This window comes from Nocardioides rotundus (assembly GCF_019931675.1).
In the GTDB taxonomy this organism is placed as follows: domain Bacteria; phylum Actinomycetota; class Actinomycetes; order Propionibacteriales; family Nocardioidaceae; genus Nocardioides; species Nocardioides rotundus.
Map to the genome: position 1 here is coordinate 213524 of NZ_CP082922.1, position 25570 is coordinate 239093.

The 25570-nt window shown below is 72.2% G+C and carries 20 protein-coding genes; 11 read left to right on the forward strand and 9 right to left on the reverse strand.

What is annotated here, in order from left to right:
- Positions 1 to 34: 34 nt before the first annotated feature.
- From K8W59_RS01060 to K8W59_RS01075, 4 genes are all read left to right on the forward strand, one after another.
- The gene (locus K8W59_RS01060; protein ID WP_223396929.1) at positions 35 to 2848 is read left to right on the forward strand and encodes a sugar-binding protein; all 2814 of its coding nucleotides are present in this window, start codon (positions 35 to 37) and stop codon (positions 2846 to 2848) included.
- A 127-nt stretch (positions 2849 to 2975) separates the two neighbouring features.
- A complete protein-coding gene (locus tag K8W59_RS01065; RefSeq protein WP_223396930.1) occupies positions 2976 to 4418 on the forward strand; it encodes an amino acid permease in 1443 nt (480 codons plus the stop codon).
- Positions 4415 to 5455 (forward strand): taurine ABC transporter substrate-binding protein, encoded by a 1041-nt coding sequence (locus K8W59_RS01070; RefSeq protein ID WP_223396931.1) that lies wholly within the window; start codon positions 4415 to 4417, stop codon positions 5453 to 5455. Before K8W59_RS01065 ends, K8W59_RS01070 begins: the two co-directional genes overlap by 4 nt.
- Positions 5455 to 6390 carry a universal stress protein gene (locus K8W59_RS01075; protein ID WP_223396932.1) on the forward strand — a complete coding sequence of 312 codons (936 nt, stop codon included), beginning with the start codon at positions 5455 to 5457 and terminating at the stop codon, positions 6388 to 6390. The genes K8W59_RS01070 and K8W59_RS01075 overlap by 1 nt, the downstream gene beginning before the upstream one ends.
- A gap of 338 nt (positions 6391 to 6728) precedes the next feature.
- Here the strand turns inward: K8W59_RS01075 and pdxR are convergent, their stop codons facing one another.
- A complete protein-coding gene (gene pdxR / locus K8W59_RS01080) occupies positions 6729 to 8192 on the reverse strand; it encodes a MocR-like pyridoxine biosynthesis transcription factor PdxR (protein WP_223396933.1) in 1464 nt (487 codons plus the stop codon).
- Positions 8193 to 8281: 89 nt separating this feature from the next.
- Between pdxR and K8W59_RS01085 the strand changes: the two genes are divergently transcribed.
- The 6 genes from K8W59_RS01085 to K8W59_RS01110 all read left to right on the forward strand — a co-directional run bounded on the left by K8W59_RS01085 (position 8282) and on the right by K8W59_RS01110 (position 14599).
- Positions 8282 to 9643, forward strand: coding sequence for an aspartate aminotransferase family protein (locus K8W59_RS01085; protein WP_223396934.1), 1362 nt, complete (start codon positions 8282 to 8284; stop codon positions 9641 to 9643).
- A gap of 29 nt (positions 9644 to 9672) precedes the next feature.
- Complete coding sequence (gene ald / locus K8W59_RS01090; protein WP_223396935.1) at positions 9673 to 10791, forward strand: alanine dehydrogenase; 1119 nt, start codon at positions 9673 to 9675, stop codon at positions 10789 to 10791.
- On the forward strand, positions 10788 to 11714 hold the full coding sequence (locus K8W59_RS01095; RefSeq protein WP_223396936.1) for a phosphate acyltransferase: 927 nt from the start codon (positions 10788 to 10790) through the stop codon (positions 11712 to 11714). The genes ald and K8W59_RS01095 overlap by 4 nt, the downstream gene beginning before the upstream one ends.
- Before the next feature lie 43 nt (positions 11715 to 11757).
- The gene (locus K8W59_RS01100; protein WP_223396937.1) at positions 11758 to 12636 is read left to right on the forward strand and encodes an ABC transporter permease; all 879 of its coding nucleotides are present in this window, start codon (positions 11758 to 11760) and stop codon (positions 12634 to 12636) included.
- 62 nt (positions 12637 to 12698) lie between these two features.
- Positions 12699 to 13772: a taurine ABC transporter substrate-binding protein gene (locus K8W59_RS01105; RefSeq protein ID WP_223396938.1), complete on the forward strand. Its 1074-nt coding sequence runs from the start codon at positions 12699 to 12701 to the stop codon at positions 13770 to 13772.
- Positions 13769 to 14599, forward strand: coding sequence for an ABC transporter ATP-binding protein (locus K8W59_RS01110; RefSeq protein WP_223396939.1), 831 nt, complete (start codon positions 13769 to 13771; stop codon positions 14597 to 14599). Before K8W59_RS01105 ends, K8W59_RS01110 begins: the two co-directional genes overlap by 4 nt.
- A 181-nt stretch (positions 14600 to 14780) precedes the next feature.
- On the opposite strand, the gene K8W59_RS01115 is transcribed toward K8W59_RS01110, so the two are convergent.
- The 7 genes from K8W59_RS01115 to K8W59_RS01145 all read right to left on the reverse strand — a co-directional run bounded on the left by K8W59_RS01115 (position 14781) and on the right by K8W59_RS01145 (position 22441).
- Positions 14781 to 16226 (reverse strand): sodium:solute symporter family protein, encoded by a 1446-nt coding sequence (locus K8W59_RS01115; protein WP_223396940.1) that lies wholly within the window; start codon positions 16224 to 16226, stop codon positions 14781 to 14783.
- Positions 16223 to 16459, reverse strand: a complete 237-nt coding sequence (locus K8W59_RS01120) for a DUF3311 domain-containing protein (protein WP_223396941.1) — start codon at positions 16457 to 16459, stop codon at positions 16223 to 16225. The genes K8W59_RS01115 and K8W59_RS01120 overlap by 4 nt, the downstream gene beginning before the upstream one ends.
- Entirely contained in the window at positions 16456 to 18087 is a 1632-nt protein-coding gene (locus K8W59_RS01125; protein WP_223396942.1) for an amidohydrolase, read from the reverse strand. Before K8W59_RS01125 ends, K8W59_RS01120 begins: the two co-directional genes overlap by 4 nt.
- Before the next feature lie 94 nt (positions 18088 to 18181).
- Positions 18182 to 18913 (reverse strand): sulfite exporter TauE/SafE family protein, encoded by a 732-nt coding sequence (locus K8W59_RS01130; RefSeq protein ID WP_223396943.1) that lies wholly within the window; start codon positions 18911 to 18913, stop codon positions 18182 to 18184.
- Positions 18910 to 20607 carry a cobaltochelatase CobT-related protein gene (locus K8W59_RS01135; RefSeq protein ID WP_223396944.1) on the reverse strand — a complete coding sequence of 566 codons (1698 nt, stop codon included), beginning with the start codon at positions 20605 to 20607 and terminating at the stop codon, positions 18910 to 18912. Before K8W59_RS01135 ends, K8W59_RS01130 begins: the two co-directional genes overlap by 4 nt.
- Positions 20604 to 21596 carry an AAA family ATPase gene (locus K8W59_RS01140; RefSeq protein ID WP_223396945.1) on the reverse strand — a complete coding sequence of 331 codons (993 nt, stop codon included), beginning with the start codon at positions 21594 to 21596 and terminating at the stop codon, positions 20604 to 20606. Before K8W59_RS01140 ends, K8W59_RS01135 begins: the two co-directional genes overlap by 4 nt.
- Positions 21593 to 22441, reverse strand: coding sequence for an IclR family transcriptional regulator (locus K8W59_RS01145; RefSeq protein WP_223396946.1), 849 nt, complete (start codon positions 22439 to 22441; stop codon positions 21593 to 21595). The genes K8W59_RS01140 and K8W59_RS01145 overlap by 4 nt, the downstream gene beginning before the upstream one ends.
- Positions 22442 to 22586: 145 nt before the next feature.
- Here K8W59_RS01145 and xsc point away from each other — a divergent pair, with 145 nt between their 5' ends.
- Complete coding sequence (gene xsc, locus K8W59_RS01150) at positions 22587 to 24410, forward strand: sulfoacetaldehyde acetyltransferase (RefSeq protein WP_223396947.1); 1824 nt, start codon at positions 22587 to 22589, stop codon at positions 24408 to 24410.
- A 247-nt stretch (positions 24411 to 24657) separates the two neighbouring features.
- On the opposite strand, the gene K8W59_RS01155 is transcribed toward xsc, so the two are convergent.
- Positions 24658 to 25569, reverse strand: a complete 912-nt coding sequence (locus K8W59_RS01155; protein ID WP_223396948.1) for a LysR substrate-binding domain-containing protein — start codon at positions 25567 to 25569, stop codon at positions 24658 to 24660.
- Position 25570: the final 1 nt, after the last annotated feature.

A 25570-nucleotide genomic window follows, 5' to 3' on the forward strand; every position in this document is an offset into this window, starting at 1 on the left:
CTCCGGGCCTTCCGCCCACCTGAGGAGGTTCCGCATGAACACGCACCGCACACCGCCCCGGCGCCGCCGGGGCAGAGTGGCCCGCGCCGGCGGGCTGGCCCTGCTGCTGGCCGCCGGCCTCACGGCTCCCGCCGTCGCCGCGCCACCGGACGACGGGCGGGTCTCGACAGGCTCGACCGGCGAGAGGGGCTCGACCGGCGAGAGGGGCTCGACCGGCGAGAGGGGCTCGACCGGCGAGAGGGGCTCGACCGGCCGAGCTGCCGACCTCGATGTGCTGTTCGTGGGCGCGCATCCCGACGACGAGGCCGGCCGGCTCTCGTCGTACGGCCAGTGGAACGAGGACGACGACGTGAAGACCGGCGTCGTCACCATCACCCGCGGCGAGGGCGGCGGCAACGCCGTCGGGCCCGAGGAGGGCCCCGCGCTCGGCCTGATCCGCGAGGCCGAGGAGCGCCGCGCCGTCGGGCTCGCGGGGATCACCGACGTCTACAACCTGGACAAGGTCGACTTCTACTACACCGTCTCCGCGCCGCTCACCGAGCAGGTGTGGGACAAGGAGGACACCCTCGCGCGCCTCGTGCGGGTGGTCCGGCAGACCAGGCCCGAGGTGATCGTGACCATGGACCCGGCGCCGTCGCCGGGCAACCACGGCAACCACCAGTACGCCGGCCGGATGGCGTTCGAGGCCTACCAGGACGCCGGCGACCCGAGCGCCTTCGCCGACCAGCTGAGCCAGGAGGGCCTGCAGGCGTGGAGCCCGGACAAGCTGCTGCTGCAGACCTCGCGCGGCTCGGCGACCGCGACCGGCCCCGCCTGCGCGACCTCGTTCCAGCGGGAGCGCCCGACCCAGAACGTGTACGGCGTCTGGGGCGGCCGCGCCTCGCAGCGCTACGGCGCCACGTGGGCCGCGGTGGAGCGACGTGCGCAGCGGGAGTACGCCAGCCAGGGCTGGTCGGTCTTCCCCGACGTCTCCAGCGACCCGAACCAGCTGGGCTGCGACTACTTCACTCAGGTGGAGGCCCGGGTGCCGTTCGTGCCCGGCGACCTGACCGCCGCCTCGGCCGACCCGACCACGGTGCTGCAGGGCGCGGTGCTGCCGACTCCGGGCGGCTTCCCGCTCGGCACCGGCCTGGAGGTCACGCCGGGCGACTTCGACATCACGCCCGGCTCGAGCACCACGCTGGAGGTGACGTTGACCGCGCCGGAGGACACCAAGCTCAAGCGGGTGCGGGTCGAGCCGTCGCTGCCCGAGGGCTGGACCAGCAGCGGATCGGTGCTGGTGAAGAAGGTGATGCCGGGGGAGACGAAGACCCGGAGCATCGAGATCACCGCGCCCGCGGACGCGGCGACCAACGAGCGGGTGCGGGCCGCCGTCCGGCTGACCTCCAAGGAGGGATGGCGCGGGTACGGCGACACCGAGCTCGAGGTCGCGCCTCCGGTCGACGGCCAGCAGGAGCTGCTGCCGCAGGTGGCCGACTTCCAGGAGTGGGCCGCGGCCGAGGGCTACCGGCAGATGGAGGGCTTCGTGAAGCCCGTCCTCACCCTGCCCTCAGGCGGCACGCGGGACGTCACGGTGACCCTGACCAACAACAGCGATGCGACCGCGACCGGTTCGGTGCGGATGGAGCTGCCCGCCGGCTTCTCCGCGAGCCCCTCCACGCGCGACTACTCCGGACTGGCCGCGGGTGCCTCCACCGAGGTCACCTTCACCGTCACCAACACCGACACCTCGCTGCAGACGGGGATGCAGGGCGGTGACTACGACTACGACCTGGTGACCACCGGCGGCGGCGTCACCGCGACGGAGACCCCGGCGCTGGAGCTGGTGCCCCAGACCACGGTCGAGGAGGCTCCGGCCGCCCCGACGGTGGACGGGAGAGTGGACGACGGGGAGTATCCCGGCGCCGCGCTCGACCTGAGCCGCCGCTGGGAGGGCGCGGAGTGCGAGAGTGCCGCCGACTGCTCGGCCACCGGTCGGGTCACCCGGGCCGGCGACGACCTCTACGTCGCGGTCGAGGTGACCGACGACGCGAAGGGGACGGCGCTCGACGCGGCCGACTGCAAGCGGCACTGGCGCACCGACTCCGTGGAGCTCGCCTTCGACCCCGACGGCACGTCGGAGAACACCTCGACCACGTTCAAGGCGTTCGTGATGCCGCGGACGGCCGAGGGCGGTCCCTGCTACGGCCGGGACGCCGACAACCGTCAGGGCCCCGGTGAGGAGACGGCTCCGGGGATGGAGGTCGCCAGCCAGGAGACCGACACCGGGTATGTGATCGAGACGAGGATTCCGGCGACCGAGCTCCCATCGACCGTCGACCCGGAGCGGATGGGGATGAACCTGTTCGTCTACGACTCCGACACCCAGGACCGCACCGGGCAGACCCGGATCGGCTGGTCCACCTGGGGCGGCGTGCAGGGCGACCCCTACCGCTGGGGCGTGGTCCGGTTCCCCGGATGGACCCCGCCGCAGGTGCCGACCAAGGAGCCGGTGATCCCCTCCGAGGCGCTCTCCAGCCTGGACTCGCCGCAGTCGATCGCCCAGGCCGCGCGCACCGGCGTACCCTTCGCCGGCGGCCCGGCAGCCAGCCCGGCCGACGCCGCCCGGGTGATGTTCGCGCAGCGGATCCGCAACGGGGTGTCGGTCACCGTCGAGGCGGCCGGGTCCGGCACGGCCCACCTGTTCGCGGTCGACGCCGACGGCGCCACCGTGGGCCGGCTGGTGCGCGCGCTCGAGCCGGGAGTACGGCGGCTCAAGTTCGCCACCACCGAGCGACCCGCACGGGTGCTGCTGGGCTGGGAGGCCGATGCCGGCGGCACCACCTCCTCGGCGGTGCCCGTGGGCTGACCCGAACGGTCATGACTCCCTCCGTCGGCCAACTGGACCCAACAAAAGTCCCTCCGGCTGGTCCTTACCCAGGTCCAGCCGGAGGGGCACGATGCTGGGATCCTCGTGACCTCGTTGGGAGACACGCATGAGTGAAGACTCCGGACTCAACTCCGGTCTCAAGCAGCGACACATGACGCTGATCGCGATCGGCGGGACCATCGGCGCCGGCCTGTTCGTGGGCAGCGGGGTGGTGATCCATACGGCCGGGCCGGCGGCGCTGATCTCCTTCCTGCTGGCCGGGGTCCTGATCATGCTCGTGATGCGGATGCTCGGTGAGATGGCCGTCGCCCGGCCCGCGGTGGGCTCCTTCTATGAGTACGCGCGGATCGGGTTGGGCGACTGGGCCGGCTTCGTCATCGGCTGGCTGTACTGGTACTTCTGGGTGGTCGTCGTCGCCATCGAGGCCGTGGCGGGCGCGACCGTCCTGGGCCGGTGGATCCCCGATGCTCCGGTGTGGCTGGTCAGCCTGATCCTGCTGGCGGTGATGACGGCCACCAACCTGTTCTCGGTCCGGGCTTTCGGCGAGTTCGAGTTCTGGTTCTCCAGCATCAAGGTGGTGGCGATCCTGGTCTTCATCCTGGTCGGGGTGCTGTGGGTGACCGGGGCCTGGCCGGACGCCCGTCCCGGTCTGGGCAACCTCACCGAGCACGGCGGATTCGTCCCCAACGGGTGGGGCGAGGTGATCAGCAAGGCGGTGCCGGCGGTGGCGTTCTTCGTCGGCGTCGAGCTGGTGACGGTCGCGGCCGCCGAGTCGGCCGAGCCGGGGAAGATGGTGGCTCGCGCGACCAACTCGGTCGTCGTCCGCATCCTGCTCTTCTACGTCGGCTCGATCTTCCTCGTCGTCACGATCCTGCCGTGGAACAGCCAGGGCATCCTGTCCGGCCCCTACGTCGCCGTCCTCGAGCGGATGAACATCCCGATCGCCGCCGACCTGATGAACGCGATCATCCTGACCGCGGTGCTGTCCGCGCTGAACTCCGGGCTCTACGCCGCCTCCCGGATGCTGTTCGCGCTCACGCGCAAGGGGCACGCCCCGAAGTCGCTGGTGAAGGTCAACGGCCGCGGCGTCCCGGTGCGGTCGACGCTGATCGGCACCGTCGTCGCGCTGATCTCGATCGGCGCGGCCTACGTCTCGCCGGATCAGGTCTTCGCGTTCCTGATCAACTCCTACGGCGCGGTCGCGCTGTTCGTCTACCTGCTGATCGGCTTCGCCGAGGTGCGGCTGCGGCGCCGGCTGGAGCGGGAGGACCCCGAGGCGCTGACCATGCGGATGTGGCTCTTCCCGTGGCTGTCCTACCTGACGATCGCCGGAATGCTGGGAGTGATCGTCGCGATGGGCCTCTCGCCGGACACCCGCAGCCAGTTCGGCCTCTCGGTGCTGATCCTCGCCGTGTTGGTGATCGCCTATGTCGTGCTGCGGCGGCTCGGCCGCTTGGGAGAGCCGGTCGACGAAGAGCCCGGCGACGGCCCGGACCGAGACGTACGGGCGGAGAGCCCGGCACCGGCGGGAACGGAGCAGGGCCGATGAGCGCCCGGCGGGTCGCCGTACTCCTGCTGGCGCTCTGCCTCGGCCTGCTGGCCGCGTGCGGGGGCGGGGCGGAGCCGGAGGTGCGCGACGGTCGGCTGGCCGAGCTGCGCGTGGGCTATCAGGAGATCCCCAACGGCGACCTGATCGTCAAGCGGCAGGGGTGGCTGGAGGACGAGCTCGGGATCCCGGTGCGCTGGCGCCGCTACGACTCCGGCGCCTCGGTCAGCCAGGCACTGGAGGAGGGGAGCATCGACGTGGGACTGGTCGGCAGCAGCGGGGTGGCGCTCGCGCTGCAGTCCGGCGTGGACGAGCGCGTGGTGTGGGTGCACGACGTGATCGGCGACTCTGAGGCGCTCGTCGCACGTGGCCGGGTTCGTTCCCTGTCCGATCTGGAGGGCGCCACGGTGGGGGTGCCCTTCGGCTCGACGGCGCACTACTCCCTGCTGGCGGCGCTGGACCGCGCCGGGGTGGACGTCAACCGGGTCGACGTACTCGATCTGCAGCCCGACGAGATCGAGGAGGGCTGGCAGGCCGGAGACCTGGATGCTGCCTATGTGTGGGAGCCGGTGCTCTCCTCGCTCCGCTCGACGGGAGGGCGCGACCTGGTCACCAGCGGGCAACTCGCCGACGAGGGCGTGGTGACCGCCGATCTCGGGGTGTGGTCCGATCGGACCGCCGAGCGCTTCCCGGACGCGGTGCAGACCTGGGTGGATGCGCAGGCGCGGGCCGTGGAGCTGCTGCGCGACCGGCCGGACGAGGCCGCGCGGATCCTCGGAGAGGAGCTCGGTGTCACGACCGAGCGGGCGCGTGCGGAGATGCGCGGGTATCGCTACCCGACCGCCGAGGAGCAGGCGGGTGTGGACTATCTCGGCAGCGAGGGCGGGCTCGCCGCTCAGCTCGCCGTCACCGCGGAGTTCCTCAAGGACTATCCGCAGGCGGCACGGTTCCTCAAGGAGCAGGGCGCGCTGCAGCCGTTGCCCTCGGCGTCCTCCTATGCCGACCACATCGACCCGACCTTCGTGAAGGGAGTCCGGTGATGACCGCGACAGAGACGGCGTCGGCCTGGCCGGCACCGCGGCGCAAGCTGGAGAAGGTGGTGATCGCGTACGGCGGCCGCGGGGGCTCCGACGACGCGCTCGCGGTGGGCACCTGGATCGCCGCCAGCACGGGCGATCAGCCGGTGGTGACCACCGTCTATCCCAAGGAGCCGGTGACCGTGCTGCCCGGGATCGGCGCGGACTGGGTGAAGACCCTGCAGGCGGACGCGCGGGCGGTCCAGGCGCGGGCGCAGGAGTATGTCCGCGCGCACGAGGAGGTGCCGGTCAAGCCGCAGTACCGGGTCGTGGGCGCGTCCTCCGCGGCGGCGGGGCTGGACCAGGTGGCCGAGCGCACGCAGGCGTTGTTGTTGGTGGTCGGCTCCAGCGGCAAGGGCGTTCATCGCCGGGTGAGCAACAACCACACCGCGAACCGGCTGCTCCAGGGCTCGCCGGTGCCGGTGCTGCTCGCGCCGCGCGGCTTCGCCGAACGCCGGCCGGGCAGCCCGCTGGACCGGGTGGGGTGCGCGTTCGTGCCCACCCGGGAGGGACGCAACGCGCTGCGCCAGGCCGCGGGGCTGGCGCAGCGGGCCCGGGCCCGTTTGGAGGTCTTCACCGTGTTGGGCCCGACCGCCGAGCAGCCGCGCGACGACGACCGGGCGCGACGGGACTTCTTCGAGCGCACGCGTACGGCGATGGGCGAGGCCGTCCGGGCCGAGGCCGACGGGCTCTCAGGCGACCTGGAGGTCGGGATCCACCTGCTCGACGGGGACGTGGTCAACTCCCTCGCAGCGCTGGATTCCGAGGACTGCCAGCTCCTGGTCTGTGGATCGCGCGGCTATGGCCCGGTGCGGCGGGTGCTGCTCGGCGGGGTCGTGGAGCGGCTGGCCCGCCGCGCCGCGACCCCCCTGGTCGTCGTACCCCGCTCCGCTCGCTGACCAGGCATTCCCTGCACCCAAGATCAGCCCACCAGGCATTCCATGCACCCAAGATCAGCCCACCGGGCATTCCATGCACCCAAGATCAGCCCACCGGGCATTCCATGCACCCACATCGTGCCGACCGGGCACTTGCTGCATCTCTATGACCTCGACCGGGCACTTGCTGCATCCTGGCTGGGCTGCTCGGAAGGTGCACGGAATGCCCGGTCAGCGGGTCTGAAGGTGCAGGGAGTGCCCGGTCGGCGGGTTGAAGGTGCAGGGAGTGCCCGGTCGGCGGGTTGAAGGTGCAGGGAGTGCCCGGTCGGCGGGTTGAGGGTGCAGGGAATGCCCGGTGGTCAGGCGAGCTGGGCGCGGACCAGGGAGGCGAGGCGGGCGATGCCGGGGCGGATGCGCTCGACGTCGATGGCGGCGAAGCCGACCCGGAAGTGCTGCCGGTTGTGCGCGGAGTCGGTGAAGTAGGTGTCGCCGCGCTCGATCACGACGCCCTCGCCGAGCGCGTCGGCGGCCAGGCGCGCGCAGTCCAGCCCGGGCGGCCCGGTCACCCAGATGCTCACCCCGCCGGGAGGGACGTCGGGGCTGAGGCCGAGCTCGTCGGCCAGCGCGTCGCGGGTCGCCTCCCACCGCCGGGAGAGCTGGCCGCGCCGGCGGCGGACGGTCCGCTGGTACTGCCCCGACCCGATGAACAGCGCCATCGCCCGCTGCTCGTGGCCCGAGGTGTGCCGGATCCGGTACCGCCGGTAGGCGCGCAGCCCCTCGACCACCTCCGGCGGTCCGACGAGATAGCCCAGCCGCAGCCCCGGCGCGAGGAACTTGCTGAACGTGCCGAGGTAGATCACCCGGTCGCTGCCCGGGATCGCCTTCAGCGCCGGCGTCGGGCTGCCCTGGTAGCGGAACTCGCTGTCATAGTCGTCCTCGATCACGAGTACGTCGGCCTCGGCGGCGCGGGCGAGGAGGTCGCGGCGCCGACCGATCCCGAGCGTCACATTGGTCGGGCAGTGGTGACTGGGCGTGAGGTGCAGCAGCCGAAGACCGTCCAGCGAGGGCGGGGGGACCAGCCCGCCGGCGTCGACCGGGAGCGGCCGCAGGGTCGCGCCGGCATGGGTGAAGATGTGCCTGGCGTCGGGGTAGCCCGGGTCCTCGACACCCACCTCGTCCCCGGGCGCGAGCGTGGCGGCGGCGAGCAGGTCCAGCCCCTGCTGGGCGCCGTTGGTGATGAGCACCTGATCCGGGGACGCCTCGATCCCGCGGCCCGGCAGCACCCGGCGGCACAGCTCCTCGATCAGCAGCGGGTCGTCCTCGTCCACCCCGTCGCGCACGCTGTAGTGCAGGTGCGGCGGCTCCAGTGCCTGCCGCAGCGACCGGATCCACGGCAGCCGGGGGAAGCTGCTCGGGTCCACCTGCCCGGCGATGAAGGGGTAGGGGTAGCGCTGCCAGTCCCGCACCTTGGCGATCTCGGGGAGGTCGGACGTGCTGAGCGGCCGGATCACGTCCGAGAAGTCGCCGCTCGTCGACGCGGTCGGCGCCGGCGCGGACGGCTCCAGGGCCGCGATCATCTCCTGGTTGACGAAGAGTCCCCGACAGGGCCGCGCTTCGACGTACCCCTCCGCCTCGAGCTCCATGTAGGCCGCGTTGACGGTGTTCCGCGACAGCCCGAGCTCGCGGGCCAGCTCGCGCGAGGACGGCAGCGCCTGCCGCAGGTCGAGCGCGCCGGAGAGGATCTCGTGCTCCAGCGCCTCGCGCAGCTGGCGGTAGAGCGGCTTGCCGCTGTCGCGCTCGATCGCGATCCGTGAGGGGGCCACGGGGCTACGGTAGGGCCGAACTGGCACCAAAGAAATGCCCGGGAACTGGGTCTTGGTAGAACCATGTGAGTCGCAGCACAGTTCTCAGCATGAGCACGAGGACCACCGCGCAGCGCCACCTGTTCCCCCACTTCACCCGCGGCGAGGTCTGGAACGATCCCGACCTCCCGGTGATCGTCCGCGGCGACGGCTGCTATCTGTACGACGAGCAGGGCCGCCGCTTCCTCGACGGGCTCGCCGGCCTGTTCTGCGTGAACATCGGTCACGGCCGGCAGGACATCCCCGCCGCGGCGATCAAGCAGATGGAGCAGCTGGCCTACTGGACCAACTGGTCCGCGGCCCACCCCGCCTCGGTCGAGGCTGCCGAGCTGATCACCGGCCTGGCGCCCGGGGACCTGGACCGGGTCTTCTTCGTCAACTCCGGCTCGGAGGCCGTGGAGTCGGCGATCAAGCTGGCCCGGCAGTACTTCGTCAGCCAGGGCCAGCCCGAGCGGACCAAGATCATCTCCCGCGACATGTCCTACCACGGCACCACGCTCGGGGCGCTCGCCGTGACCGGCATCCCCAAGTTCAAGGCGCCGTTCGGCCCGCTGATGCCGGGCGTCCGGCACGTCCCCCACACTCTCGGGGAGAGCGTTCCCGAGGGCGGCACGGCCGCCGACCTGCCGAGCCTGCGCGCGCTGGTCGCCGCGACCGAGGAGGAGGGACCCGAGACGGTCGCGGCCGTGTTCGCCGAGCCGGTGCAGAACTCCCGCGGCGCCCTGGTGCCGCCGGACGGCTACTGGGCCGAGCTGCGGGCGATCTGCGACCGCTACGGGATCCTGCTCGTCTCCGACGAGGTGATCTGCGCCTACGGCCGGCTGGGCGAGTGGTTCGGCGCGGAGAAGTACGGCTACGTCCCCGACCTGCTCACCTTCGCCAAGGGCGCCACCTCCGGATACGCGCCGCTCGGAGGCGTCCTCGTCCGCGAGCACATCGCGGACGCCGTCCTCACCTCGCCGACCACCGGCGTCTTCACCCACGGCTCCACCTGGGGCGGGCACCCGATCGCCACCACGGTGGCGGTCGCCAACATCACCGCTATGCGCGACGAGCGCATCCTGGACAACGTGCGCGACCTGGAGGGCGCCTTCCAGACCGGCCTGGACCAGATCGTGGATGCGCACCCCACCGTCCGGGAGTGGCGAGGAACCGGGTTCTTCTACGCCCTGGAGTTCACCGGCGACCGCCGTACCGGCCGTGAGCTCACCCCCCAGCAGGAGGTCGCGCTGGTGCGCGAGGTGATGCCGCGCGCGATGCGCGAGGTCAACCTGATCACCCGCCCCGACGATCGCGGCGCCACGCTGCTGATGCTCTCGCCGCCGCTGGTCGCCGATGCGGACGTCCTGCGCGACCTCCTGGCCGGGGTGGACGCCGTCTGCTCCGCCGTCGACCGGCACGTCGCCGGCTGACCCACCCACCGACACGAGAGGAGGCGACGATGCGCATCGGCGTCCCCAAGGAAGTGAAGAACCACGAGTACCGCGTCGCGCTCACCCCGGCCGGCGCGCACGAGCTGATCCGCCGCGGCCACGAGGTCGTCGTCGAGACGCACGCGGGCGAGGGGTCGGCGATCATGGACGGCGAGTACGCCGCCGCCGGGGCCAAGGTCCTCGACTACGCCGACGACGTCTGGGCCGACGCGGACCTGGTGCTCAAGGTCAAGGAGCCGATCGAGGAGGAGTATCACCGGCTCAGCGCGGACACCACGCTGTTCACCTACCTCCACCTGGCCGCATCGCAGCCCTGCACGCAGGCGCTGATCGACGCGGGCACCACCTCGATCGCCTACGAGACGGTCCAGCTGCCCGACGGCTCGCTGCCGCTGCTCTTCCCGATGAGCGAGGTCGCGGGCTGTCTGGCGCCGCAGGCCGGCGCGCAGTCGCTGATGCGGCCCAACGGCGGGCGCGGCCTGCTCCTCGGCGGCGTCTCGGGCGTCAAGCCGGCCAACGTGGTGGTGATCGGTGCCGGCGTCTCCGGCTCCAACGCCACGGCCATCGCGGTGGGCATGTGGGCCGACGTCACCGTGCTGGACACCGACGTGAACAAGCTGCGGGCCATGGACCGCCGCTACAACGGCCGGGTGAAGACGATGGTCTCGAACTCCCTGGAGCTGGAGAAGGCCGTGCTGGAGGCCGACCTGGTGATCGGTGCCGTGCTGGTCCCGGGTGCCCGTGCGCCGCGGCTGGTGACCAACGAGATGGTCAGCCGGATGAAGCGCGGCAGCGTGCTCGTCGACATCGCCATCGACCAGGGTGGCTGCTTCGAGGACTCCCGCCCGACGACGCACGCGGACCCGACGTACTCCGTCCACCACAGCGTCTTCTACTGCGTGGCGAACATGCCCGGCGCGGTGCCGAACACCTCCACCTACGCGCTCACCAACGTCACGCTGCCCTACGTGCTGCGGCTCGCCGACGACGGATGGAAGCAGGCCCTGCGCGACGACCCGGCGCTCGCCCTCGGCCTGTCCACGCACGCGGGCCGGGTGACCAACGGGCCGGTGGCGGCGGCCCACGGACTCGAGCACCTGCCGGTCGCTGAGGTGCTTGCCCCTTGACCCCCGCCACCGTCCCCAGCGTCGCCGCCCACCGACCGGTCACGATGACCGATCGGTGGGTCGCGCGCCTGGGGGCGGTCGGGGGAGGCCGTCGCCCCCGCGTCGTGCTGCCCGAGGGCGACGACCCTCGGATCCGTACGGCGGCCCTGCGGCTCACCACCCTCGGCGTCGACCCGGTGCTCCTCACCGAAGCGCCCCTCGAGGGGGTCGAGACGCGAGCGCCGACCGCCGACCCGCTGCGCACCGCAGCCGCCCTGGTCGCCGACGGGGCCGCCGACGCCTGTGTCGGCGGCGCCGTGCACTCCACCCGCGACGTGCTCCGGGCGGCGCTGAAGGTGATCGGGCTGGCCCCGGGCACCGACCTGCTCTCCAGCAGCTTCCTCATGGTCGCCCCCGACGGGTCGACGTACTCCTTCGGCGACTGCGGCGTCGTGCCCGTCCCCGACGCCGCCCAGCTCGCCACGATCGCGGCGCAGACCGCCGAGACGCACGCCGCCCTGACCGGCGAGGACCCGCGGGTCGGCCTGCTCTCCTTCAGTACCTGGGGCAGCGCCGAGCACGAGCGGGTCGCGGTCGTGCGGGAGGCGACGGCGCGGCTGCGGAGGGACCGTCCGGACCTGCCCAGCGAGGGCGAGCTGCAGTTCGACGCGGCCGTGGTGCCGGCCGTGGCGGCGCAGAAGGCGCCCGGCTCGGAGGTGGCCGGGAGCGCGAACGTGCTGATCTTCCCCGACCTGGGCGCGGGGAACATCGGATACAAGATGGCTCAACGGTGGGGCGGGTTCGCCGCCTATGGGCCCATACTCCAAGGGCTGGCCCGGCCCATGAACGACCTCTCTCGGGGGTGCGACGCGCACGACGTCGTGCAGGTGTGCCTGATCAGCAGCGTCCAGGCGATGACCCCGGCCATCAGTGAAGCGCACTAACTCACTACGATTAATCGACAACCTGCCCCGAGGAGAAGGACCCATGGCGGACACCGCGACAGCTGCACCACCGGCCAAGGCCCCACCCTCGCCCGCCAAGGGCAGCGCGACGCGCCGCCGCCGGCTGCGGCACTGGGGCGTCAACGTCGCCTCGCTGCTCGGCTTCCTCCTCCTGTGGTGGCTGGTGACCCGGCTCGGCCTGGTCCGGCCGCTCTTCCTGCCCGGCCCCGGGGCGGTGTGGGACGCCTTCGTCCGCGCCAACACCGACCACCCGATCGCGCCCGGCTCCACGCGCATCGTCCGGGGCGAGCAGAACTACTACCTCTGGGAGCACCTGCTCGCGAGCCTGCAGCGGATCACCGTCGGTGTCGGGGGCGGCATCCTGGTCGGTGTGCCCCTCGGGCTGATCATGGGCACCTCGAAGTGGGTGGGCATGGTGCTGGAGCCCTACCTGAACTTCCTGCGCTCGCTCCCGCCGCTGGCCTACATCGGCCTGCTGATCGTCTGGTTCGGCATCGGCGACACATCCAAGATCTGGCTGCTCTTCCTCGCCGCCTTCCCGCCGATCACCATGGCGACCATCGCCGGTGTCCGCGGCGTGAAGGAGGACCAGGTCAACGCGGTCCTCAGCCTGGGTGCCAGCCGGCGCCAAGCCTTGAGCGCGGTCGTCCTCCCCGCCACGCTGCCCGAGGTGATGACCGGCATCCGGGTCGCCGTGGGCTTCGCGTGGACCACCGTGGTCGCGGCCGAGATCGCCAACGGCATCCCCGGCATCGGCGGCCTGGCCTACCTCGCCGGTGAGCAGCTCCAGACGGCGCTGGTCATCGCCTGCATCATCGTCATCGGCATCGCCGCGATCCTGCTCGACCTGCTGCTGAAGACCATCGAGCGCATCCTCGTCCCCTGGCGCGGCAAGGCATGAGCGCCGCGTTCGTTCCTCGACTCGGGCACCACCCATCACCCGACACCCCTAGGAGACAACCGATGAAGACCCTCACCAAGACCGGCGCGGTGGCGGCCGTCGTCGCGCTCGCGCTGCCGCTGACCGGATGTGTGGAGTCGGGGCGCACCGCCGAGGCGGTCGACACCGAGTGCCCGTGGCAGCCCGACGAGAGCATCGACACCAGCGCCCGGATCGCCTGGCAGCCGATCCCCAACGGCGACCTGGTGGTCAAGGACCTGGGGATCCTCGAGGCCTGCATGCCCAACGCCTCGATCAAGTGGGTGCAGGCGGCCTCCGGCGGCGACGTGGTGAAGTACTACGGCTCCGGCGACGTCGACCTCGGCCTCATGGGCTCCTCCCCGGCGGTGATCGCCTCCTCGGAGCCGGTGATGCGCGACGCCGACATCCAGGTGGTGTGGATCCACGACGTGATCGGCACCGCGGAGTCGCTCATCGTCCGCGACCCCGCGCAGAAGACCCTGGACGACCTCAAGGGCGGCACGATCGCCGTACCCTTCTCCTCCACCGCGCACTACTCGCTGCTCCAGGCGATCGCCGACGCCGGGCTGGACGCGAACAAGGACTTCAAGATCATCAACCTCGACCCGGAGAAGATGCTGGGCGCCTGGCAGGGCGACCAGATCGACGCCGCCTGGGTGTGGGAGCCGGTGCAGTCCCAGCTCCTCGACGACGGCGGGGCGCGCATCCTCTCCAGCGAGGACACCGCGAAGGCGGGCAAGCCGACCTTCGACCTCGGCACCGCGTCGACGGACTTCATCGAGGCCAACCCCGACTTCATGGAGCAGTGGGCCCGCGCGCAGGACTACGCGGTCACGATGATCAAGGACGACCCCAAGGCCGCCGCGGACTCCGCCGGCGTCCAGCTCAACATCGACCCCGCCACGGCCCAGAAGCAGTTCGAGGGCTACGTCTACCTCGACGCGGCCGAGCAGGCGGGTCCGGACTACCTCGGCGGCAAGATGGCCGAGGACATGGAGACCACGGCGAGGTTCCTGCTCGACCAGGGCGGGATCGAGAAGGCCGGCCCGGTCGACCAGTACGCCCAGCACGTCGACGACGCGCCGGCGGCCGCTGCTGCGGAGGCGGACCAGTGAGCGTGGCGCCGACGGAGTCGGGTACGGCGACCCCCGACGGACACGCCCAGGACGTGCGGATCCAGGGGCTGCGGCACCACTTCACCGTCGGCGGCACCCAGGTCCAGGCACTGGAGACGATCGACCTGGACATCGAGCCGGGGGAGTTCGTCTGCCTGGCCGGGCCGTCCGGGTGCGGCAAGACCACGCTGCTGCGGCTGCTCGCCGGCTTCATGCCGCCCTCGGAGGGGTCGATCACCGTCGGCGGCGAGCCGGTCCGCGGGCCCGCCGCCGAGCGGGGCGTCGTCTTCCAGTCGCCCAACCTCTTCCCCTGGCTGTCGGTGCGCAAGAACGTCGAGCTCGGGCCGAAGCTGCGCGGGGTCGGCACGGCGGAGCGCCGGGCCGGCTCGGACCGCTACCTGGAGATGGTCGGCCTGGCGGACTTCCCCGACCACAAGCCGTATGAGCTCTCCGGCGGCATGCAGCAGCGCTGCCAGATCGCCCGGGTGCTCAACAACGACCCGGACATCGTGCTGATGGACGAGCCGTACGGCGCCCTCGACGCGCTCACCCGCGAGCGGCTGCAGAACGAGCTGCTGGACATCTGGCGGGAGACCGGCAAGACCATCCTGTTCATCACCCACTCCGTCGACGAGGCGGTCTTCCTCGGCTCGCGGGTGATGGTGATGAGCCCTCGCCCGGGCCGGGTGGTCTATGACCAGCCGGCGATCTTCTCCGCTCCGGGCGAGCGGATCCCGGCCGAGCAGATCCGGGCCCTGCCCGCCTACCAGCGGATGTGCGAGGAGGTCCGGGAGGCGATCCAGGACACCCCGCAGGGTGGGCACTGACGCGGCTCGGGCCCATGCGCGGCCCCTCCCACTGACCCCCATCTGCCCCACCCGTTCAAGTCACGCACAGTTCGGTCATCTTGTTGAGCGGCAGAACACTCGACAAGATGACCGAACGTTGCGTTACATGGCGGCGGACGCGGGCCGATCACCCCGCGGGTGTACGGCGGCCCGACGGGTCTCAGTCGGCCATCGGTGCCGCGGCCTCGGCGGCGCCCGCCCGGGGTCTGCGCCACAGGGCCATCGGGATCCGCTCCTCGGCGGGCCGGAGTGCGCTGAGCCCGAAGGTGAGCGCCACGTTGAGCAGCGTGGCGAGCAGCCCGGGGTTGATCCCGCCCAGGTCGGGCTCGGTGCGGTAGAGGATCAGGGAGGCGGCGATGCCGGCGACGATGCCCACGCCGACCGCCCAGCCCTGCACCCGCTTGAAGAACATCAGCGCGATCCAGCCCGGCACCAGCTGCCCGAGGAGGAAGTAGGTCAGCGCCAGGATCGTCAGCATGATCGTCGACCCCGACAGGGTGAGCGCCGCCGCGGCGACCAGGAAGACCGCCACCACGGCGTTGCTGACCCGGCGCTGGACGGCCGGCCGCACGCCCGGCACGAGATTGCGGGTCACCACCCCGCCGATGCTGAGCGCGGTCACCGCGAGCACCAGGATCCCCGAGAGCCCGGCGCCGGCGGCCACGACCCCGACCAGCCAGTCGGGCAGCAGGTCGGTGGCGGCGTCCATGAAGATCGTGTTCGGGTCCTCCAGTCCGGGCCGGGTCTGGATCGCGTAGAACGAGGCGACGAACAGGAACGGGTACATCAGCATGTAGAGCGGCATCCACACCGTCGAGGCCTTGATCCCGCCCTCGCTGCGCGAGGTGAAGACGAAGGCCGCGGAGAAGCCGAGGTAGAAGGTCACCGACTGGAACACGATCGTGGTCAGGGTGAACACCAGCGGGTTGCCGGACAGGGTCACCATCGACTGCGGGATCTCGACGGGGTCGAAGGTCTGCGCGACCCCGCCCGCCTGGCTCACCGCGGCGACGCCGACGACCACGATCGCCACCAGCATCAGGGTGTCCTTGAGGATCGACACGAACGCCGGCGACCGGACCCCGGAGACGACCAGGTAGATGAACGCGATCGCCGCGGCGAGGATCACCGACTGCAGCGGCGTGATCGGCAGCCCGAGGGCGCCGAGCACGACCTGCATGCCGATGAACTGGTACTGCCCCCACGGGATCAGCGCGAGCAGCACCGCCACCGCCGTGACGATCTCCAGCGCCCGGCTGCCGAAGTGCCGGCCGAAGACGTCGGGGATCGTCATGGCGTCGTACCGCACCCCGGCCCGCCACACCAGCGGCGCGAGGAAGTAGCCGATCGGGTAGGCCAGCAGGATGTAGCCGATGAACCAGATGCCGTAGGACGCACCGCCGGCGTAGATCCCGCTCGGCAGCCCGATCATCGTGCCGATGCTGTAGATCTCGCCGACCGCGAGGAAGTAGAGCAGCCACGGCGGGAAGGAGCGACCGCCGACCAGATACTCGCCCATCGAGGAGTTGCGCATCCCGGTGCGCGCGAGCAGCGCGACGCCGACGGACGCGGCCATGATCGCGAAGAAGATGATCGGCAGGCTCATGCTCCGGCCTCCTCGGCCTCGTGCTCCAGGTCCTCGGCGTAGTACGGCGCATCGATCCGCCAGGCCAGCCACAGGCACACGGTGGTGAAGGGGAAGAGGGCGAAGGCGTAGGCGAACAGCAGCGGCACGCCGCCGATGTGCACCGAGGTGTTCGCCACCAGGGGGATGCCGACCAACAGGGCGGCGGCGGGCACCACCAGCCCCAGGACGACGCTGCTCCAGCGCTCGATCACGAGCTGCTCCTCTCGAAGACGACCTCGCCGCCGATCACGGTCTGCTCGACCCGCAGGTCGCGCAGCGCCATCGGGTCGGTGGTCTCGGGGTCCGCGGACAGCACGACCAGGTCGGCGTCCGCGCCATCGGCGAGGGTGCCGGCGTGCCGCTCGGCGTGCAGGAGGTACGACGCCTCACGGGTGTAGCCCGCCACCGCGGTCTCCACGTCCACCGCCTGCTCGACGCCCAGCCGGTGGCCGTCGCGGGTGACCCGGTTGACCGCGCACCAGATGCCCTCCAGCGGGTCCACCGGCACGATCGGGGTGTCGGAGTGCAGGCCGAAGCGCACCCCGTGACCGCGCGCGGAGGCGAGCGGGTCGATGGTCGCCGCCCGCTCGGCTCCGAGGAAGCGGTCGCGGTGCCGGTCGCCCCAGTAGTAGACGTGCTTGATGAAGAAGGAAGCGAGAACCGCGTTCTCGGCCATCTGCGCCAGCTGCTCCTCGTGGGCCATCTGGCAGTGCTCGATCCGGTGCCGCCGGTCGTCGGCCACGGGCTCGGCACCGAGCGCGTCGTAGGCGTCCAGGATGGTCTGGATCGCGCGGTCGCCGTTGCCGTGCACCGCCACCTGCAGACCCGTGGCGTGCAGCGTGGCCACCAGTCGGGCCAGCTCCTCCGGGGGGTGCAGCAGCATCCCCACCTGGTCCGGGGCGCAGGCATAGCCCTCGTCCAGTGCGCCGGTGAGGCCCTGGATGGAGCCGTCGGCCCACAGCTTGGCGCCCAGCACCCGGAAGGCGTCGCGGTCCACGCCGTCCAGCTCCAGCGCCGGGAGGCGTACGTCGCCCTCGGCCAGGCCCTCGATCAGGTCCGGCACCAGATAGGCGCGGACCCGGGTGCGCAGCCGGCCGTCGGTGATCGCCGAACGGTAGGCCGCCAGCTCCGCCCGTCCGCCGGTCAGCCCCAGCCCCAGGTCGCACACGGTCGTGACCCCCGCGGCCAGGTAGGCGTCGCCGGCCAGCCCGAGCGCGCTCACCAGCTCCTCCGGCTCGGCGTCCGGCATGGCGGCGTAGGCCGCGAACGCGGCCGTCTCCACCAGCAGCCCGGTCGGCTCACCGGCGTCGTCGCGGGCGATCACGCCGCCTTGGGGATCCGCGCTGTCCCGGTCGATCCCGAGGGCGGCCAGCGCCGCGGAGTTCACCACGCAGAAGTGCCCGGAGATGTGCATCAGGCAGACCGGGTTGTCGGGGGAGACCGGGTCGAGGTCCTGGCGGGTCGGGTGCCGGTCCTCGGCCAGCAGGGAGTCGTCGTACCGATAGCCGCGGACCCACGCGCCCGGCTCGGCGTCCCGGACCGCCTGCTCCACCCGGTCGGCGATGTCGCCGATGGTGTCGTTGGGCGGGGTGCCGGCCTCGACGGCGGCCGCGAGGGTGAGGCCGAAGAAGACGGGATGGTTGTGGGTCTCGATGAAGCCGGGGAGCACGGCGCGCCCGGCGAGGTCGACGGCGCGGGCCTCCGGGCCGGCGAGCGCCAGCATGTCCCGGCTGGTGCCCGTCCCGGCGACGGCCCCGTCGCGCAGGACGATCGCCTCCGCCGGGGAACGTCCGGGCACCATGGTCCGGACGGTGCCGGAGTGCAGCACGGTGGTCTGCATGAGCTTCCCTTCTCCTGTGGTGCCGGTCACTCTCTTGCATGGACCGGTCGGGTTCAAAGATCCAGTTCGCAGTGGTTTCAGGGGTCCAGTGGTCTCACCCGCCCAGCAGGGTGCGCACCAGCACACCGGCGGCGAGGACGGCCAGGAGCACGAGGACGGCGGAGCGGAAGCCGCGTCCGCCCGAGCGCTCGAAGAGGTGCTGGCCCGCCCAGATGCCGATCAGCGTCACGGGCACCAGCGCGAGGGTCCGGGTCAGCACGTCCATGGTCACCAGCCCGGCGGCCGCGGTCATCGCGAAGCCGGCCGAGTCGGTCCCGAGGAAGTAGGCGATCAGCGTCGCCCGGCCCACGTGGGCCGCGGCGTCGCTGGAGAAGTAGAGCAGGATCGCGGGTGGCCCCCCGATCGCCGTGGCTCCGTTGACCACGCCGCTGACCGCACCGGCGCCGATCGCCAGCCCGGGGCCGGGGGCGCCGCGGATCCGCACCCCGCTGGCCAGGGCCAGGGTGGCCAGCAGGATCGACACCGCGACGACCACCCGCATCGTGTGCTCGGGGAACACGGTGAGCGCCAGCACCCCCAGCGGCATCGTGACCAGGGTCGCGACCAGCAGCAGGGCCATCTGACGCCACTCGACGTCGCGCCACACCCGGGGCAGGAGCCCGATGCTGGCGACCACCTCGAGCGCGAGCACGCTCGGCACGACCGCGGCCGGCGGGAAGACCAGGGACAGCGAGGCCACCCAGACCATCGAGGCGCCGAACCCGGAGTATCCGCGGATCACCGCGCCCACGAGCACCGCCCCGCAGGCGAACAGCAGCCCGGTCATCGCCGTACCACCCGGGCGAGGAGGGCCACCGTCTGGCGCACCGCCTGGGGGAGGGTCACCTCGTCGAGATCGAGCTGGACGGCGTGGCGATAGTACGGCGAGAGGTCCAGGCCGACACCGAGCCCGGCGACCGCCACGTCCCCGGCCGCCTCCGCGGCGCCCACGACGGCCCGCAGGTGGTCGTCGAGGTAGTGGTCGCCGTTGGCCAGCGCGGTCGCCCGCTCCATCGGGCTGCCGTCGGAGACCACGACCAGCACCCGCCGGGTCGCGCGCCGCCCGCGCAGGCGGGTCAGCGCCCACTCCACCGCCTCCCCGTCGAGCCCCTCACGGAACCAGTCCTCCCGCAGGATGCCCGCGATCCCGGGCCGGGCGCGCCGCCAGGACGTGTCGGCGTCCTTGAAGACCAGCAGCGCCTGCTCGGCCAGTCGTCCGGGGTCGGCGGGACGGCCCGCGGCCTCCCAGTCGCGCAGCGCCCGCCCGCCCTGCCAGGCGCCGGTGCTGAAGCCGAGCAGCTCCGATGGCACCCAGGCGAGATCGAGGGCGCGGGCCATCAGGTCCATCAGGGTCGCCAGCCCGCGCAGGTTCCGGCGCATCGAGCCGCTGCAGTCCACCAGGAAGGTGACCGCGCAGTCGGGGACGGGCACGGGCTCCTCGGTTCGGAAGATCCGCCGCTCCTCGGGGGAGGTGACCAGCAGCGAGAGCCGGGCGGGGTCGACCACGCCGAGCTCGGCGCCGCCGTACCATCGCGGGTCGCCGGGGTCGGAGAGCAGGTCGGCCAGGGAGCGGGCGAGCCGGTTCAGGCCGACCCCGCTGTCCCGGGCGGCCGCGTCCAGCTCCTCGCGCCAGCGGTTCAGGCGGATCCGCGGGGTCGCCGCGTCGGCGCGCAGGACGCGGTCGTAGCTCCGGGTGAAGACCCGGTAGTCGTCCATCGGGCCGCCGTCACGGCGTCGCCCCGGCAGCGGCGCGGGCGCGAGGTCGTCGGTCTCCGGGGGGAACAGGCTCCAACGGCTGCGCAGTGCCCTCGCGGCCGAGTTCCGGCCCGCGTGCGTGGACGCCTCCGCCGAGGAGCCCACCCGCTCGGCGACCAGGCGCGCGACCGGCGCGAAGGCGGCCTGGTCGCGCACGCTCGCACGCAGGCGCGCCAGGTCGTCGCCCAGCAGCGGCGCGAGGGCGAAGCGGGTCGACTCCAGCGCGTGCTCGGCGCTCTCGGGGACGGGCTCGCGGGTGAGCCGGGACCGGGCGACCAGCGCGACGGTGAACAGCAGCAACCCCGCGGTGGTCTCGGCCAGACCGGAGGCGAGGAAGTCGCGGACCCAGGTCTCGTGCCGGTGCCGCAGGTTGCCGCCGACGCCGCGCAGCGCGCTCGGCGCGAGCGACTCGACGCGATACTGCTCGAGCAGGTCGTAGACCAGCCCGGCCGCATCGCCCTCCGGGGCGTGGGCGCGGTGCAGGCGGGGGTCGGAGTCGCGCACGCGCAGAGCCAGCCCGTCCGCCGCTCCACGGAAGGAGCGGTAGTCGTCCTCGTCGAGGTCGGGGTGCAGGTGCGCGGCGTCCCCGGGCACCGGGCCGGAGCGGTCGTGGAGCCGTCCGGAGCGGAAGTGCAGCCAGGGGTCGGCGGCCAGCGCCCGCGCACTCGCCCCGCACAGCTCCTCGACCTCGTGCTGGGTGCGCGCCCGGGCGGCGCTCCCGCTCATGGCGCCGGCGCAGGCAGCAGGTCGCCGCCCAGGCAGCGCTGGTAGTACTCCGCGACGACCGGCCGCTCCTCCTCGTCGCACTTGTTGAGGAAGGACAGCCGGAAGGCGGTCGCCACGTCGCCGAAGATCCCGAGGTTCTCCGCCCAGGTGACCACGGTCCGCGGCGACATCAGGGTGGACAGGTCGCCGGCGCGGAAGCCCTCCCGGGTCAGCCCGGCCAGCGCCACCATCGAGGCGGCCAGCTCGCGGCCGGCCGGAGTGTCCATCGCGGGCACCTGCCCCACCACGATCTCCACCTCCTCCTCGGGCGGGAGGTAGCCCAGCGTCGCGACCACGTTCCACCGGTCCACCTGCGCGTGGTTGAGCCGCTGCACGCCGGCGTAGAGGCCGTTGACGTTGCCCAGCCCGACGGTGTTGGCGGTGGCGAAGATCCGGAACGCCGGATGCGGGTGCAGCACCCGGCTCTGGTCGGCCAGGGTGAGCTTGCCGTCGCGCTCGAGCACCCGCTGGATCACGAACATGACCTCGGGCCGCCCGGCGTCGTACTCGTCCAGCACCAGCGCCACCGGCCGCTGCAGCGACCACGGGATGATCCCCTCGACGAACTCGGTCACCTGATGCCCGTCGCGCACCGTCACGTGGTCGCGCCCGATCAGGTCCAGGCGGGAGAGGTGCCCGTCGAGGTTGATCCGCACGCACGGCCAGTTCAGCCGGGCCGCGACCTGGTCGACGTGGGTGGACTTCCCGGTGCCGTGCAGTCCCTGCACCAGCACCCGCCGGTTGTGCGCGAAGCCCGCCACCAGCGCGAGCGTGAGGTCGTGGTCGAAGCGGTAGCCCGGGTCGATCTCGGGCACGTGATCGTCGCGGACGGAGTACGCCGGCACCCGCAGGTCGGAGTCGATGCCGAAGGTGTCGCGGACGGAGACCGAGAGGTCCGGGGAGCCGAGCTCCTCCAGGCTGTCGGCGGGTGCGTCCTGGGTCGTCGTCATGCGCCGGACCCCCGCTCCTCGATGTCCGCGATCGCCCGGGCGGCGCGGCGCAGCGGCCCCAGCATCCCCTCGGCGCCGTCGGGCTGCAGCCGGAGCGTGGGTGCCTGCACGGCCACGCAGGTGTTGGATCGGGCGCCCTCGCGCGGCACCAGGACCGCCACACAGACCAGCCCCGCCAGGAACTCCTCGTCGTCGACGGCGTATCCCTGCTCGGCGACCCGGGCGAGCTCGGCCTCGAGTCGGTCGGCGTCGGTGATGGTGTTGGGGGTGTAGCCGCGCAGCGGGGCGTGGCCGAGGAGCTTGCGGCGCTGCTCCGGCGACATCTGGGAGAGCACCATCTTCCCGCTGGCCGAGGCGTGCGCCGGGACGCGGGAGCCGGTGCGCAGGTAGAAGCGCAGCGGCTCGGAGGTCTCCACCCGGTCCAGGTAGACCACCTCGTTGCCCGACAGCGCGGTCACGTTGCAGGTCTCGCCGACCTCCTCGACCAGCGCGTCGATCACCGCATGCCGGGCGCCGTGCTGGGTGCTGTTGAGCAGGAGCGACTCGGCGAAGGCGCGCAGCCGCGCGCCGGTGCCGTAGTGCCTGCCGTCGGACTGCCGGACCAGCAGCCCGGCGGACTCCAGCTGGCCCAGCATCCGGTGCACGGTCGGCTTGGGCATGCCGGTCTCGGCGACCAGCCCGGGGAGGCTGACGAAGTCGTCCGTGGCGGCGATCAGCTCCAGCAGCCCGAAGAGCCGCATCGCCGGGGTGTCCGGGGCGACCGGCTCGGCCGCGCGGGCCGGTGCGTCGGCCTGTTCGGCCCGCTCGGGGTCGGGTTCGGCGCTGGCGCGGGAAGCGGTGGTCATGACACCCCTGTCTCGGGAATCGGTACGGATTGTTTCGATAAGGCGACTCTGCCTCTTGTCAGGCCGGGACGGCAACCCCTACGCTCGCAGAATCGTCGAGATTTTGAGACGACACGTTTCAGAAACCGGGCCGTGAGGAGTGGACATGACAGTGGAGCAGAACGGGACGAGGGCGACCGCCGACGGCCGGTCGGTGGCCGACGGGCTCACCCGGATGACGCCGTCGGAGGCGTTCGTCGAGACGCTGGTGGCCAACGGGGTGGACACCATCTTCGGCATCATGGGCTCGGCCTTCATGGACGCCATGGACATCTTCGCCCCGGCGGGGATCCGCCTGGTGCCGGTGGTCCACGAGCAGGGCGCCGCGCACATGGCCGACGGCTACTCCCGGGTGACCGGCCGGCACGGCGTGGTCATCGGGCAGAACGGGCCGGGCATCTCCAACTGCGTCACCGCGGTCGCCGCCGCCTTCTGGGCGCACAGCCCCGTGGTGATGGTGACCCCGGAGTCCGGCACCCTCGGCATGGGCCTGGGCGGCTTCCAGGAGGCGCACCAGCTGCCGATGTTCCAGGAGTTCGTGAAGTACCAGGCGCACGTCAACAACCCGAAGCGGATGGCCGAGCTCACTGCCCGCGCCTTCGACCGGGCGATCAGCGAGATCGGCCCGGTCCAGATCAACATCCCCCGCGACTACTTCTACGGCGAGATCGAGACCAAGATCCCCACTCCGCGGCGGCCCGACCGCGGCCCGGGCGGCAGCGAGAGCCTGGACGCGGCCGCGGACCTGCTGGCGAGCGCGGAGTTCCCGGTCATCATCTCCGGCGGCGGCGTGGTCATGGCCGACGGCGTGGCCGAGGCCCAGGAGCTCGCCGAGCTGCTCGGTGCCCCGGTGGTCAACAGCTATCTGCACAATGACTCCTTCCCGGCCAGCCACGAGCTGTGGTGCGGCCCCTTGGGCTACCAGGGCTCCAAGGCCGCGATGCGGCTGATCGCCCAGGCCGACGTCGTGCTCGCCCTGGGCACCCGCCTTGGTCCGTTCGGCACCCTCCCGCAGCACGGGATGACGTACTGGCCCGAGGACGCCGCGATCGTCCAGGTCGACGCCGACCCGAAGATGATCGGGCTGGTCAAGGACATCGGCGTCGGCGTCTGCGGCGACGCGCGGCTGGCGGCGAAGGCGCTCACCGAGCGGCTCGCGGACCGGGAGCTGAAGAGCGCGGCCAACCGCGAGGAGCGGCTGGAGACGGTGGCCCGCACCAAGGCCGAGTGGGAGGCCGAGCTCGACGAGTGGATCCACGAGACCGACGACTTCTCCTTGGAGATGATCGCCGAGGCCGAGCAGGAGGAGGGCAACTGGCTGCACCCGCGGCAGGTGCTGCGGGAGCTGGAGAAGGCGATGCCGCCCCGCGTGATGGTCTCCACCGACATCGGCAACATCAACGCGGTGGCCAACTCCTATCTCCGGTTCGAGGAGCCGCGCTCGTTCTTCGCGCCGATGTCGTGGGGCAACTGCGGCTACTCGCTGCCCACGATGATCGGCTGCAAGGCCGCGGCCCCGGACCGGCCGGCCGTGGCCTACGCCGGCGACGGCGCGTGGGCGATGAGCATGGGGGAGATCCTGACCGCCGTACGCCACGACATCCCGGTCACCGCCGTCGTCTTCCACAACCGCCAGTGGGGCGCGGAGAAGAAGAACCAGGTCGACTTCTACAACCGCCGCTTCGTTGCGGGCGAGCTGGACAGCCCCAGCTTCGCGGGGATCGCGCAGTCGATGGGTGCCGAGGGGATCGTGGTCGACCGGCTCGAGGACGTCGGCCCCGCGCTGGAGAAGGCGATCGACCTGCAGATGAACGAGGGCAAGACCTGCGTCATCGAGATCATGTGCACCCGCGAGCTCGGCGACCCGTTCCGCAAGGACGCGCTCTCCAAGCCGGTCCGCCTGCTGGAGAAGTACGCCGACTACGTCTGACACCCCCACCCCCGCCGACCGGGCACTGGATGTCCCTTCCCCCCGCCGAGCGGGCACTGGATGTCACTTCCCGCCGCCGACCGGGCACTGGATGTCACTTCCTGACCCCCCGGGGGAAGTGGCACACAGTGCCCGGTCGGCGGTTCTTGGATGCATCTGGTGCCCGGTCGGCGGTCCTTGGGTGCATCTGGTGCCCGGTCGCGCGTTCTTGGGTGCATCTGGTGCCCGGTCGCGGGTGTGCGGCGGGTCAGGGGCGGGTGGCGAGGGCCAGGAGGGTCTCTCCGGCGGGGGAGAGGCGACGGCGGCGCCGGCGGACCGCGCAGAGGGGGCGGTGCAGGTCGATCCCGGTGACGGGTACGGCGACCAGGTTGCCCGCGGCGAGCTCGGACTGCACCGCGAGCCGGCTCAGCACGGCCGCTCCGGCACCGGCGACGACGGCGCCGCGGATCGCGGCGTTGGAGCCCAGCTCCAGCAGCGGCTCCACCCGCTCGGAGCCCAGGAGGGCGTCGAGCGTCTCCCGGGTCCCCGACCCCGCCTCGCGCACGATCAGCGGCTCGGCCGCGAGCCGCCCGGGCGTGAGCGAGCCCGCCGACGCCAGCGGATGCCCCGGGGACACCACGACCACCAGCTCGTCCCGGCCGACCTGTGAGACCGCCAGCGAGGTGTCGGGGTGCGGGGTCTCGACGAACCCGAGGTCCGCGTGCCCCGAGGCCACCATCTCCTGAACCTGCTGGGAGTTGGCCACCGTCAGCCCGATGTGCAGGTCGGGGCTGAGCTGGCGCAGCTGGGAGAGCCACAGCGGGACGAGGTGCTCGGCGACCGTCATGCTGGCCGCGACCCGCAGGTCGCCGGCGTGCGCCTCGCGCATCGCGGCGACGGCGCCCAACAGGTCATCCGACGCGTCGACCACCCGGCGCGCCCAGTCGGCGATCGCTCGCCCGTTGGCGGTGAGCGTCGACCCCTGGGGCGTCCGCACCAGCAGCGGGACGCCCAGGGTGCGCTCGAGGGTGGCCAGGCTCTTGCTGGCCGAGGGCTGGCTGATCTGCTCGCGCCGGGCGGCGGCGCCGATCGAGTGCGTCTCGGCCACCCCGACCAGCAGCCGCAGCGGCCCGAGCTCCAGGCGCGGGCGGGGCGCCGTACCGGCCTCCTCCGACGTCATA